This is a genomic window from Flavobacterium urocaniciphilum (assembly GCF_900110615.1).
GTDB lineage: Bacteria > Bacteroidota > Bacteroidia > Flavobacteriales > Flavobacteriaceae > Flavobacterium > Flavobacterium urocaniciphilum.
Genome location: NZ_FOEI01000001.1, coordinates 598,177 through 612,459 on the forward strand (window position 1 = coordinate 598,177; position 14,283 = coordinate 612,459).

The 14,283-nt window shown below is 29.0% G+C and carries 11 protein-coding genes; 7 read left to right on the forward strand and 4 right to left on the reverse strand.

What is annotated here, in order from left to right:
• Positions 1–35: 35 nt before the first annotated feature.
• Positions 36–1,001, reverse strand: a complete 966-nt coding sequence (locus tag BMY86_RS02755) for a Gfo/Idh/MocA family protein (protein WP_091464835.1) — start codon at positions 999–1,001, stop codon at positions 36–38.
• A 187-nt stretch (positions 1,002–1,188) separates the two neighbouring features.
• Between BMY86_RS02755 and BMY86_RS02760 the strand changes: the two genes are divergently transcribed.
• The 3 genes from BMY86_RS02760 to pafA all read left to right on the forward strand — a co-directional run bounded on the left by BMY86_RS02760 (position 1,189) and on the right by pafA (position 7,289).
• On the forward strand, positions 1,189–1,830 hold the full coding sequence (locus BMY86_RS02760) for a protein-L-isoaspartate(D-aspartate) O-methyltransferase (protein WP_091464838.1): 642 nt from the start codon (positions 1,189–1,191) through the stop codon (positions 1,828–1,830).
• Positions 1,831–1,856: 26 nt separating this feature from the next.
• Complete coding sequence (locus tag BMY86_RS02765; protein WP_091464840.1) at positions 1,857–5,600, forward strand: transglutaminase domain-containing protein; 3,744 nt, start codon at positions 1,857–1,859, stop codon at positions 5,598–5,600.
• An 81-nt stretch (positions 5,601–5,681) separates the two neighbouring features.
• Positions 5,682–7,289 carry an alkaline phosphatase PafA gene (gene pafA, locus BMY86_RS02770; protein WP_091464845.1) on the forward strand — a complete coding sequence of 536 codons (1,608 nt, stop codon included), beginning with the start codon at positions 5,682–5,684 and terminating at the stop codon, positions 7,287–7,289.
• A gap of 65 nt (positions 7,290–7,354) precedes the next feature.
• Here pafA and lysA read toward each other — a convergent pair whose 3' ends face one another.
• Positions 7,355–8,560: a diaminopimelate decarboxylase gene (gene lysA / locus BMY86_RS02775; protein WP_091464848.1), complete on the reverse strand. Its 1,206-nt coding sequence runs from the start codon at positions 8,558–8,560 to the stop codon at positions 7,355–7,357.
• A 209-nt stretch (positions 8,561–8,769) separates the two neighbouring features.
• On the opposite strand from lysA, the gene sucC reads away from it, so the two are divergent.
• Both sucC and BMY86_RS02785 read left to right on the forward strand, forming a co-directional pair.
• A complete protein-coding gene (sucC, locus tag BMY86_RS02780; protein WP_091464850.1) occupies positions 8,770–9,963 on the forward strand; it encodes an ADP-forming succinate--CoA ligase subunit beta in 1,194 nt (397 codons plus the stop codon).
• 225 nt (positions 9,964–10,188) lie between these two features.
• Positions 10,189–10,692, forward strand: a complete 504-nt coding sequence (locus tag BMY86_RS02785) for a CAP domain-containing protein (RefSeq protein ID WP_091464852.1) — start codon at positions 10,189–10,191, stop codon at positions 10,690–10,692.
• Positions 10,693–10,758: 66 nt separating this feature from the next.
• On the opposite strand, the gene rsmD is transcribed toward BMY86_RS02785, so the two are convergent.
• Positions 10,759–11,379: a 16S rRNA (guanine(966)-N(2))-methyltransferase RsmD gene (gene rsmD / locus BMY86_RS02790; protein WP_091464854.1), complete on the reverse strand. Its 621-nt coding sequence runs from the start codon at positions 11,377–11,379 to the stop codon at positions 10,759–10,761.
• Entirely contained in the window at positions 11,376–12,179 is an 804-nt protein-coding gene (locus BMY86_RS02795; protein WP_245745587.1) for a DUF3822 family protein, read from the reverse strand. Before BMY86_RS02795 ends, rsmD begins: the two co-directional genes overlap by 4 nt.
• A gap of 108 nt (positions 12,180–12,287) precedes the next feature.
• Here BMY86_RS02795 and BMY86_RS02800 point away from each other — a divergent pair, with 108 nt between their 5' ends.
• Positions 12,288–13,706, forward strand: coding sequence for an ATP-dependent DNA helicase (locus BMY86_RS02800; protein WP_091464856.1), 1,419 nt, complete (start codon positions 12,288–12,290; stop codon positions 13,704–13,706).
• Between the two features lie 21 nt (positions 13,707–13,727).
• Positions 13,728–14,279, forward strand: a complete 552-nt coding sequence (locus BMY86_RS02805) for a DUF4126 domain-containing protein (RefSeq protein ID WP_091464859.1) — start codon at positions 13,728–13,730, stop codon at positions 14,277–14,279.
• The last annotated feature ends 4 nt before the right edge of the window (positions 14,280–14,283 follow it).

Below are 14,283 nucleotides of genomic sequence, written 5' to 3' on the forward strand. Positions count from 1 at the left end.
TGAGTTTATATGTTAGTTGTTATTTAGTCTAATTTTTATTTCCCAATACAATCTATTATTTGATAGGCTACACGTAATGCTTCTGTTCCATCTTCTAATGTTACAATAGGAGTAGTGTTATTATTGATTGCATCTGCAAATGTTTCCAATTCGTCTAAAATAGCATTATTAGGATTCACATTCGGATTATCGAAATAGATTTGTTTTTTTACGCCTTCTGCATTTTGTAAAATCATATCAAAATCACCTGGAACTTCTGGAGCATCTTGCATACGAACTACTTCACAAATTTTATCTAAATAATCAACAGAAATGTAGGCATCTTTTTGGAAGAATCTCGATTTACGCATATTCTTCATAGAAATTCTACTTGCTGTAATGTTTGCTACACAACCGTTTTCAAATTCTAAACGGGCATTCGTAATATCTGGAGAATCAGAAATAACGGCAACACTACTGGCGTTAACCGTTTTTACTTTTGATTTTACCACACTTAAAATTGCATCTATATCGTGAATCATTAAATCTAAAACCACAGGAACATCTGTACCGCGTGGATTAAACTCAGCTAAACGATGCGTTTCGATAAACATAGGATTATTGATTTTGTCTTTAACAGCAGTAAAAGCAGGATTAAAACGTTCAACGTGTCCAACTTGTCCTTTAACCTTGTATTTATTTGCTAATGCTACTATTTCTTCTGCTTCTTCAACGGTAGTTGCGATTGGTTTTTCAATGAAAATATGTTTTCCTGCTTCAATAACCATTTTTGCACATTCGAAATGTTGAATAGTTGGAGTTACGATATCTACAACATCTACAGCTTCAATTAAACTTTCAATTGAGTCGAATTTAGTATAGCCGAATTCTGCTGCGACTTTTACTGCATTTTCTTCAAAAGGATCGAAGAAACCAACTAATTCAAATTTTTCAGATTGATTTAGTAATCGTAAATGTATTTTTCCTAGATGACCTGCACCTAAAACTCCAACTTTTAGCATAAAAAAAAATTTCATCAAAAATACAAATTTAGTTTAAAGTTAAAAGGTTAAAAGTTCAAAAGTTTTTGTAAAGGAAATCTGAAAAAACATGGCGCGATTTTTGAAATTTTAAAATCAAATTGATATCTTATTTTTTTGCATTTTGACAAAATTCCATCTACATTTACGAAAAAAATTACTCACCAAATTGAAAGATACGGCCAAACATCAAGGACTAAGAAATCAACTTGTTAAACAATTAGAAGACAAAGGAATTAAAGATATCAACGTGTTAAATGCAATTAAAAAAATTCCACGTCATTTATTTTTAAATTCCAGTTTTGAAGATTTTGCTTATCAAGACAAGGCATTTCCTATTGGAGCTGGTCAAACTATATCACAACCATACACTGTTGCTTTTCAATCGGAACTTTTACAAGTTGAGAAAGATCATAAAATACTTGAAATAGGAACGGGTAGTGGATATCAAACAGCTGTTTTGGTAACTTTAGGCGCCAAAGTATATTCAATTGAAAGGCAAAACGAATTATTTAAAACAACTAAATTATTATTACCAAAATTAGGAATTCGACCTTCTCATTTAACCTTTGGTGATGGTTATAAAGGATTGCCACAATTTGCTCCTTTTGATAGTATTATAGTTACAGCTGGTGCACCAATTATTCCACAAGCCTTATTATCTCAATTAAAAATAGGAGGAAGGCTAGTAATTCCTTTAGGAGATGATGTGCAAGTAATGACTTTATTAGTTAGAAAAAACGAAACACAATTTGAAAAAACTGAATTTGGTGATTTTAGATTTGTTCCTCTATTAGAAAATAAAAATTAATTAACTTTTTAACCCCGATTATTTAAATGAAAAAACTGATTTTAGGATTTTTATTTGTCACTAATTTTATTTTTGCTCAACAGAATTATTCTGGAGTAGTAGATTTATTAGTTAGTAACAAAAGAGAAGAAGCAAGAAAATTGTTTGATAAACAATTTGGCAAAACAAAAAATACAAGTATTGATTTATTGTTTTTAGACGCTTTAATTGATGTACAAAATGGTAAATTGTATTTTGATGAAAGCCTTTTAAAAGGAATTGAAAATTTACCAAATTCTCAATATTATATTGATCCTTTTATCAATGAAAATTATGTTCTAACAAACATAAATGATTCGGGTTATGATGATTTAACCTATAAAAAGATTGATTTTTTAGCGAACTCACCAAAATTCAAAGACAAACCAATTGTAATTTATAGAAAAGCTGTTGCTGATAGAAATAGATATAAATTTAATGAAGCAACTGCAGGAATTGATAAATTAAATGTAATTACAAATTGGCAGTTTTGTGGAGTTTTTGAAAACTTAAATGGAAGTGGTATTAATACAGAATACGAGCCAGAAGTTTATGCTAAAAACGATAAATTATTTGATGCCAATAGTAATGGAATGGTAGGTTGGTACGTGCCAACAAAATACACAAATGAAGGTTACCATTTTTTTTATAATGAAGCTGAATACGGTGATGGAATAGATTATGCACAAACTTTTGTAACGGTTCCAGAATCTAAGACTTACATTTTAAGTTTTGGTTGCTCTTCTGCAATTAAAATTTTTGTAAATGATGTTGAAGTTATTCAAAAAGAAGAAACAGGAAAAACGAATTTAGATGCATTTAACATAAAAGTGAATCTAAAAAAAGGGGTTAATAGAATTTTAGTTAAAATTGAACAATCGGGTTCTTCTTATTTTTCTGTAAACTTAAAAAATACAGATTACTCTAAAACAAATTTCACGTATTCTAACAGTTATTTACCTTACAATACTTCTACTATAGAAGAATTAGCTGTTGAAGAAATTAATTTAGATTTTGAAAATTATTTTCAAAACTTAGTAAAACAAAACCCAGATAATTTATTATATAAATTTTATTTGTTTAAAGCATATACTGCTAATGAAAAGAAAGATCTAGCTTTAGATGTTATTGATGGTTTAGATAAAAAATATCCAAACAGTACTTTTATCCAAGAACTATTCGTACTTTATTATGGATTAGATGGTGATTCTCAAAAAATTGAAGAAATCAATAAAAACATTGAAAGTGTTGATAAAGATTATTTTGGTGTAACACTTGGAAAAATTAATGATCAAGATTGGTTAAGTAATTCTGATATTAAAGTTTTAGAAGAATACAGTAAAAAATCTGAAAAATATTTATCTCCATTTTGTAAAATTATGTTCGATTTCTTAATCGCTTCAAGAAAATCAGACAAAAATGGCATGGTGACTTTAATTGAAAAATTATCAAAAGAATCTTATGGTAATCAAAAGTTTAATTTATTATGTACTTCAATAAAATATAGACTTAACAACGATAAAGATACTTATATTTCTGAGTTGTTAAATATGACTAAGAACTATGAAAATTTAGAAGCAGAAAATTTATTAGTTGAATATTACGAAGAAATTAATGATAAAGAAAAAATTAAAGAATACGCTTTAAGTCAAATTAATAGATATTATTTTATCAACTCACTTAGAAGTGGTTATATCAATACGCTTTTAAAAGATAATAAATATGATGAGGCATTAAAATTTGTTGATGAAAACTTAGGTTATTTCCCATATTCTTATAAAAATTTCGAAGAAAAAGCGACGATTTATTCGTTACAAAAGAAAAATGCTGAAGCTGAAAAATTCTATTTAAAAGCGCTTTCTCATGATTCTGCAAATTCTAGTTTAAGAAAGAAATTACATGACTTAACAAACAAAAAAGATGAGATCGAATTAATTGAAACAACAAATATTTATGATTTCATCAAGAAAAAAAGAAACATTACTCAATTAAAAGGAGATTATGGTGTTCAACTTTTATTAGATGAATATTTAGTTAACATTTTAGATTCTGGTTCTCGTAAAACTAAAATTAGATTAATTTATGAAGTTCTTACAGAAAGTGGAATTGAAAGTTTAAAAGAATATAGTTTAAATACTTATGGAGTTAACTTAGTTAAATCTGAAATTGTTAAGAAAAATGGTTCTTTAGTTCCTGCTGAAGATAGTGGAGATACTTTAGTGTTTTCTAATCTTGAAGTGGGTGATGTAATTTATATTGAGTACGATTATTTCTCTAATTCATACGGTAGATTTTATAAAGATTTCTATATCGATTATGCATTTAATGGAGCGTATCCAGCTTTAGAATCAATCTTTTCTATTATCCATACTCCAGATTTAAAATATCAAGTTGATATTAAAAACGGAAATGTACCTATGACTGAGAAAAAGTTAGGTAATAAAGTGGTAAGAACTTGGAAAAGATCAAATACTCCTGCAATTCCTACTTATGAATCAGTTGCACCAAACTATTCTGATGTAACTAATGTAATCACATTAGGAACAATTTCTTCATGGAAAGATATTGCAAATTGGTATTCTGATTTAGTAAAAAAGAATATTAAATTCGACAAGGTTACTCAAAATGCTTATAACCAAATTTTCCCTAATGGAACTACTGGTTTAACAGAAACACAACGTGCAGAAAAAATTTACAGATACATTTGTGATAATATTACTTATAGTTTCTTAGATTTTAGACAAAGTGGATATGTTCCTCAAAAACCATCAAAAACGATAACTTCTAAATTAGGAGATTGTAAAGATTTATCTACTTTATTTGTTACTCTAGCTGAAAAAGCAGGTTTAAAAGCGAATTTAGTACTTGTTTTAACTAATGATAATGGATTAAAAACATTGCCATTACCTTCTAAAGAATTCAATCATTGTATTGCTAAAGTTATGTTAGAAGGTAAAGAGCATTATTTAGAAATGACAGATAAGTTTTTACCATTTAAAGCGATTCCTCCAACTTTATATAAAGCAAATGCTTTAGTAATTTCGTTTGATAAAGCTCAAAATGAAAATGTAAAATTAATTAGCATTCCTGCAGATAATGCAATTAAAAATGTTAGAAGTGTAAAAACAGTTGTTGATATTCAAGACGACAAAAAATTATATACAAATACACATTATATTAAAGGTGCTGGAAAATCATATATCAATGAATTATTTTCATCTTCAACAACTGAAGAGGTTAGAAAAGGTGAATTTGAAGAAAACTATAATCAAAGATTAAATAAAACGATTTCATTCCAAGAAGCAAAATGTGCATCTACAGATAAATTCTCTGATTCAGTTGAGTTTTCAACTAAGTTTCAAGTAAACGAAAAATTACAACAATTAGGTAGTTTAAAAGTTGTTTCTGTTCCATTTATTGAAGTTTCTTATACTAAAGATTTAGTAAATAGTGATACTAGAAATTATGATATTTATTATGCTAGTTATGAAACAACTAACGAATATCAATCTGAAATTTTAATGAATATTGCTGAAGGAAAGAAATTTATAGAAATTCCAGAAAGTAAAACGTTATCGTTTAAAAATCACAAATACGTAATTGAATATAATTTATTAAAAAATAATCAATTACAAGTTAAACGTAATGTACAATTAGATTGGTCAGATATTTCTAAAACAGATTATTTAGAATTTAAAAAATATGTTGAAGATATTTTAGCCATTGAAGAACAGATTATCGGATTCAAATAATAGTAAAAGCCTCTTTTTAGAGGCTTTTTTTATGTTTATACTTTCTTTCATTTTTAGTTATATTTGCATAAAACATATATAATGAAATACAATCGCTTTTTATTTTTAGCCCTTTTTAGTGCTTTTTTAAATGCTCAAGATAAACCAAAATTAGTAGTTGGAATTGTTGTTGATCAAATGAAAATGGAATATTTATATCGTTTTTCAAATGATTTTTCAGATAATGGTTTTAAACGATTAATGAATCAAGGGTATACTTTTCATAATGCACATTATAACTATATGCCAACATATACAGCTCCCGGACATGCTTCTGTTTATACAGGAACCACACCGTCAGTTCATGGAATAGTTGGGAACGAATGGTTCAATAAAGAAACGGGTAAAGAAATGTATTGTACAGATGACGAATCGGTAACTTTACTTGGAAACGGAGTAGAAAGTGAAGGAAAAATGTCGCCTAAAAATTTACAAGCTACAACCATTACAGATGAATTAAAATTAGCGACTAATTTTAAAGGTAAAGTAATTGGAATGAGTATTAAAGATAGAGGCGCTATTTTACCTGCAGGTCATTTTGCCGATTGGGCTTTTTGGTATAGCAAAACGGGTGAATTTGTTTCAAGTACTTTTTATGGTACTGAATTACCAGCTTGGGCAACACAATTTAATAGTGAAAAAAACTATTTGAAGTATATCGAAAAAGGATGGGATTTATATAAACCAAAAGAAACTTATAATGAAAGTTTAACAGATGATAATCCTTATGAAGGGAAATTGTATAAAAAAACTCCATTTTTTCCATATAACTTAAAAGATATGTATGCTGCTAACGATGCAGGAATATTAAGAACAAATCCTTATGGAAATAATTTATTAGCCGATTTCGCTAAAAAAGCTATTGTATCTGAAAATTTAGGGAAAGATGATGTAACCGATTTTTTAGCTATTAGTTTCTCTTCTACAGATTATGTCGGACATATTTTAGGTCCACGTTCAATAGAATTACAAGACACTTATTTACGTTTAGATGCAACTGTTGCCGATTTATTAAATTATTTAGATAGCACGGTTGGAAAAGGAAAATACTTAGTATTCTTAACGGCAGATCATGCTGGAGCAGAAAATGTAACGTATTTAAAAGACAATAAATACAATGTAAATAATTTAAATACTTCAAACATTAAGCAATCAATTGTGGAATATACTACAAAGACATTTGGTGATAATTATTTGTTAGATTATTCAAATTATAATGTGTTTTTAGATAAAGCAAAAATTAAAGCAAAAGGTTTGGATGTTGAGAAAGTAAAGGCTTCAGTTAAAGAATTTTTATTGACTCAAGATTTTATTAAAAATGTATATACTGAAGAACAAATTCAAGAATCTTCGCCAACAGATTTTAATTTACAAGCTATAAATAGAGGTTATGATGTAAAACAAAATGGAGAATTAATTATTTTGTTTAAACCTGCTTATGTAGAATATTCTATGACCGGAACAACGCATGGTTCACCATATTCATATGATACACATGTTCCTGTTTTGTTTTATGGATGGAAAATCAAAAAAGGGGAATCTCATGCCAAAAAATACATCACTCAAATTGCGCCAACTTTAGCTCAGAAACTTAAAATTACGATGCCAAATGGTACACAATCGGAAGTGTTAGAAGAAATATTAAAATAAAGAAAAAGCTCATCAAAATGATGAGCTTTTCCGCAACATAACAAAAAATATTTAATGAAAAAAAATTAAATTTCTACTTCAATTTGGTTTCTAATAATGTCTTCGAAAGTTTCTCTTTCTCTTATTAAAATACCTTTACCATTATACCATAATACTTCTGCTGGTTTTGTTCTCGAATTATAATTTGATGACATTGAAAAGCAATACGCTCCAGCATTTCTAAAACATAAAATATCACCTTCGTGAATTTCTTGAATTCTTCTGTTGCTAGCGAAAGTATCTGTTTCACATATATAACCAACAACTGAATAGTATCTTTCTTTTCCTTTTGGATTAGAAATGTTTTCGATATAATGTTCCGAACCATAAAACATTGGTCGGATTAAATGATTGAATCCTGTGTCTACGAAAGCAAAAACAGTAGAAGTAGTTTGTTTAACTACATTTACTTTTGCTAAAAAGAAACCTGCTTCACTTACCAAGAATTTACCTGGTTCAAAAGCTAAAGTCAAGGTTCTACCATACTCTTTTTCGAAGGCTAAAAATCGTTTTGTTAATTTTCTACCAAACTCCTCAACATTCGTTTCAATATCTCCTTTTTTGTATGGAACTTTAAATCCACTTCCAAAATCGATAAAATCTAATGATTTGAAATGAATTGCTGTGTCAAATAAAATTTCAGCAGCATATAAGAATACATCAATATCTAATATATCTGAACCAGTGTGCATATGAATTCCGTTGATATGCATTTTTGTGTTTTCAATGATTCTTAATATATGAGGTAATTGATGAATTGAAATTCCGAATTTACTATCAATATGACCAACAGAAATATTTGCATTTCCACCTGCCATAACATGTGGATTAATTCTAATACAAACTGGAATTTCTGGATGTTTAGTTCCGAATTGCTCTAAAATAGATAAGTTATCGATATTAATTTGAACACCTAATTGAGCCACAGTTTCTAATTCTTGCATAGAAACTCCGTTTGGAGTATAAATAATATCTTTCGGATTAAATCCTGCATGTAACCCAAGATGAACTTCTTGAATAGAAACCGTATCCAATCCACTTCCTTGGTTTTTCAAAAGTTTTAGTACATTTACATTCGATAATGCTTTAACCGCATAATGAACCTTAAAATTTTCAACCTTACTAAAAGCTTTTGTTAAGCGATTATACTGACTGATAATTTTCTCAGCATCGTACACATATAATGGTGTTCCGAATTCTTGTGCTAATTGTACTAAATCTTGATTTTGCATATTTAATTTTTCTGCAAATATATCTACTAGAATGATTCGAGTAAAATAAATAACAAAATATAACAATAAATAACAAAATGTGATATTTTAATTGTATTTGTTTTAAAAATTAAAATATATCAATTAAAAATATGATTAAATATTAGTCCAATATAAATTAGTTTGTTATTTTTGTGCCACAAAATAAACAAGATTAACTCATTCATATTATGAACTTACACGAATATCAAGGTAAAAGTATATTAGCTAGTTATGGAGTTCGCGTTCAACGTGGCTATGTAGCGAACAATGCTGAAGAAGCTGTTGAAAAAGCTAAACAATTAACTGCAGAAACTGGTACAGGTTGGCATGTAATCAAAGCTCAAATCCACGCAGGAGGAAGAGGAAAAGGCGGTGGTGTTAAGTTAGCTAAAAACTTAGACCAAGTTAGAGAGATTTCAGGTCAAATTATTGGAATGGATTTGATTACACCTCAAACTCCACCAGAAGGTAAAAAAGTACACAAAGTTTTAGTTGCTGAAGATGTATACTATCCAGGTGAATCTGAAACGAAAGAGTTTTACATGTCTGTTTTATTAAACAGAGGTAAAGGTCGTAATATGATTATGTATTCTACTGAAGGTGGAATGGATATTGAAGAAGTTGCAGAACACACTCCAGAAAAAATCTTTACAGAAGAAATTGATCCATCTGTAGGATTACAAGGTTTCCAAGCTAGACAAATTGCTTTCAATTTAGGTTTATCAGGTGAAGCTTTCAAAGAAATGGTAAAATTTGTTGATGCTTTATATAAAGCATATATTGGTTCTGATTCATCTATGTTTGAAATCAACCCAGTATTAAAAACTTCAGATAATAAAATTATGGCTGTTGATGCTAAAGTTACTTTAGACGACAACGCTTTATACCGTCATACTGATTTAGCTGAAATGAGAGACGTTACTGAAGAAAGACCAATCGAAGTTGAAGCTAAAGAAGCTGGATTAAACTATGTTGATTTAGATGGAACTGTAGGTTGTATGGTAAACGGAGCTGGATTAGCAATGGCTACTATGGATTTAATTAAGTATGCAGGTTTCGAACCAGCTAACTTCTTAGACGTAGGTGGTACTGCTGATGCTAAACGTGTTGAAACAGCTTTCCGTATTATCTTAAAAGATCCAAACGTAAAAGCAATTTTAATCAACATTTTTGGAGGAATCGTTCGTTGTGACCGTGTTGCTCAAGGTGTAGTTGATGCTTATAAAAATATGGGTGATGCTATAAAAGTGCCAATCATCGTTCGTTTACAAGGTACAAATGCTGAAATTGCAAAAGAATTAATCGATAATTCAGGTATGCCAATTTTATCAGCTGTACAATTCCAAGAAGCTGCTGATCAAGTACAAAAAGCTTTATCTTAATAAGAAATTATTATTTTATATATTTGAATCCCGACTTAGTTCGGGATTTTTTTTGTCTCTTTTTTAAATTTGTTTAAATTAAATGTATTCTCTTACAAAAACACTAACTAATTGATATTCAATACAATAAAATGTTAAAATTTAGTGTATTTCATCGATTTTATTTGCAGTTAATCTGAAAAAACGTACTTTTGTCGAGTAAATTAATCATTTAGTCGATAAATTATGAATAAGAAATTGTTTTTAAGAAGTATTTTAATTTTATGTTTTTCTTTTACTTTATTATCATGTTCAAGTGAAGATGTTAAACAAGAAGATACTACTCAACCAGCAATTACATTAAGAGCATATACACAATCTTCATTTGAAATTGAATTATTAGATTTAATTAATCAAGATAGAGTTTCTAAAGGTTTAAATGCGTTAAGTATTATTAATGAAATTTCTTATGTAGGTTCTACTCATAATGATTATATGATTGCTGCAGGGGCTATCAATCATGATAACTTTTCACAAAGAGCAGAATCTTTACAAGCTGGATTAGGTGCATTATCTGTTGGAGAAAATGTTGCATCTGGTTTTAATACAGCGCAAGGTGTTTTAAATGGTTGGAACAACAGTCCGGCACACAAAGCAAATTTAGAAGGAAATTATACACATTTTGGAGTAGCTGTAAAAGCTGATTCAACAGGTAAAAAATATTATACTTTATTGTTAATCAGAAAATGATTTCATAAAAGTTTAATTATTTAGTTTTTAGTTACAAAAAAGTCCTGATGCAAATCAGGACTTTTTTTATTCAGTTTCATCTGTTTCAAATTCATCGTCATCATAATCGTCATCATCTTCAGTTACCTCATCTATTTCGTCTTCATCACTTAAAAGTTCAAAAAATGTAAATGTGGTTCCACCATAGGTTCTTGCAAACGAAAAATTATCCAAATGTTCTAATTTAGTGTCTTTAGAATGTTCTATAACTAACATTCCTACTTCATCTAATAATTCATTTTCGAAAATTAATTTTGGAATATTTTCGAAATCTTTTTGATCTAAATGATACGGAGGATCAGCAAAAATGATATCATAGCTTCCTTTGTGTTTTTGTAAAAAAGAAAACACATCGCTTTTTATGGCTGAAATATCGAAGTCGAATTCTGCTGCAATTTTTTTAATATAATTCACACAGCCAAAATCGGCATCAACACAAACAATTGGTTGTGAACCTCTAGAAGCAAATTCATAAGAAATGTTACCTGTTCCAGCAAAAAGATCTAATATTTTTAATTCTCCAAAATTGAAATGATTGTTCAAAATATTAAACAATGCTTCTTTTGCCATATCGGTAGTAGGACGAACGGGTAAGTTTTTCGGAGCTTGTAAACGTCGCCCTTTATATTTTCCTGAAATTATTCTCATGAATGAAATAAAATAAAATGCTTTAACATGTCTTTTTCTTCCACATTAAAGGCAGTTTTTAATTGAAATACATCTAAAATATCGCAATTTCGAATGTATTTATAGGCAATTTTAAAATAATCACTTTCTTTATTAATATCTCCAATAAATTGAACTGGAACTATTTCCGGATTCAATTGTAATTGCTCATAAGTGAACAATAAATAGTAGATAAAATCTTCTAATGTATTGTAAATAAATGTATTGAATAAAAGTAAATGTTGGTTTTTGGTAACTACAATTTCAAAACGATCTTCCTGAAAATGTACCCAAACTTGTTTACTATCTTTATTTTTAGAAAAATCTAATGCTTTCTTTACAAATATCGAATTACAATTTTTATAATCAAACGAATCGTAATGGTCTAATAAATAGTTATTAATATTTGTATGCGGAATAAACACATTGTTTAAATCGTACGTATCTATATAATCGTAAGCAAAGTAATCAGTTTCAAAAACTTTAGAATTATATTGAATATAGCTTCCTAAATAATTCGGATCAAATAATGAAGACGGCACAAAACTATTTAAATTGGAATTGTGTAGTACAATTACATCATCATATCGTTCAGCTAAAATTGGGTTTTCAACAAACACTTTCCATAATTCTTCTTCAATAACATTATTAACGTTGATTTTATACGATTTATGAGAAACTATTTTGTTGCTTATCAAATCCATAACACAAAAAGAGAAGTTGTTTGGAGCAACTTCAAAGCATAATTTTTTATATGTTTTTTGAGTGATATCTTGATGCATCTTTTTTATTTGATTGACAAATTTACATTTTTTGAGAGAATTTAAAACCTTCAAATCAAATTATATTTAAAAACCTTGCTATATTTGAGGTTCATAAATAAAAACTACATGTCGCCATCGCAATTTTATAAAATTTTAATGGATAATTTTCCTTTTGAGCCTACCGCAAATCAGGATATTTTCTTTCAAAAAATTGCCGGTTACATTTTACATTCCAAAGACGATTTATTTGTTTTAAAAGGTTATGCCGGAACAGGTAAAACCACTGTTATTTCTACTTTAGTTAATTTATTACAAGAAGCTAATAAAAAGGCGGTTATGTTAGCGCCTACAGGTAGAGCTGCGAAAGTTATGTCGGCCTATTCTGAAAAACCGGCTTTCACAATTCATAAGCGAATTTATTTTCCTAAAAAGAATAAAAATGGTGGTATGGGATTTGTCATGCAAGCCAATAAATTTAAGGATACAATTTTTATTGTAGATGAATCGTCTATGATTTCAGACCAATCAAACGAAACAAGTTTGTATGAAAATGGTTCTTTATTGGATGATTTATTGTTTTATGTAGATGCAGGTCAAAATTGCAAATTAATTTTAGTTGGAGATACGGCTCAGTTGCCTCCGGTAAATTCAGATATTAGTCCGGCTTTAGATATTCATTCCTTAAATGTGCATTACGATAAAGAAGTACAGCATATTGAATTGGATGAAGTTATGAGACAAGCTGTAAATTCTGGAATTTTGTATAATGCTACAGAATTACGAGAATTATTAAAATCACATTTTGTAGACGATTTTAAATTCAGTTTGAAACGCTTCAAAGATATTATCCGATTAGAAGATGGATATGATATTGAAAATGCCATTCATGAATCGTTTCGAAATTATAGTACAGAAGATACTGCTTTTATTGTACGTTCGAACAAAAGAGCCAATCAATACAATCAGCAAATTAGAAATCGAATTTTAGGAAGAGAAAGTGAATTAGCAGCTGGCGATTTATTAATGGTTGTAAAGAATAATTATTTCTGGTTGAATGACACGTCGCAAGCTGGATTTATAGCGAATGGCGATATTATTGAAGTGTTGAAAATTAGAAATATTCAGGAATTATACGGATTCAAATTCGCGAATGTTACCATCAGAATGATTGATTATCCGAATGAGCCTTCATTTGAAACCGTTTTGCTTTTGGATACAATTGAAAGTGAAGCTGCATCTTTAACTTATGAAGAATCGAACTTATTATACCAGGAAGTTTCTAAAGATTACGAAGACGAAATTCATAAATACAAAAAGCTTTTAAAAGTTAAGAACAATCCCTATTTCAATGCCTTGCAGGTAAAATTTTCATACGCGATTACGTGTCATAAATCGCAAGGCGGACAGTGGAGTAGTGTGTTCGTTGAAAAACCATATCTGCCAAACGGAATAGATAGAGATTACATTCGTTGGTTATACACAGCAATTACTCGTGCCCAAGAAAAGTTGTATTTAATTGGTTTTAAAGACGAAGATTTTAATTAAATTTATAATAAAAATTTGACCATGACAGAAACAATAATAAGTATTTTATTGGGAATTGGATTAGCAGCTTCTTCTGGATTTAGAGTATTTGTGCCTTTATTTGTGTTGAGTTTAGCGACACATTTTGGTTTTGTACCGGTTGGAGAATCCTTTGTTTGGATTGGAAGTTCAACAGCTATAATTTGTTTAGGAGTAGCCACTTTTGCAGAGATTTTAGGTTATTATATTCCATTTGTAGATAATTTATTGGATACGATTTCTCTTCCATTAGCCGGAATAGCCGGTACTATTGCTATGGCATCAACCATGTTGCATTTAGACCCGATGATTACTTGGGGATTAGCAATTATTGCTGGAGGCGGAACAGCTGTAGCAATTTCCACATCAACTGCTGCTACAAGAGCGGCTTCTAGTGTGAAAACGGCTGGAATTGGAAATCCAATTGTTTCAACTGTCGAAACTACAACTGCTTCAATTTTATCTTTGTTTGCTGTTTTTTTTCCTATAATTGCTTTTATATTTGTACTTATAATACTATTTATCGGATTTAAATTATTCAAACGATTTTTTTAGTTCA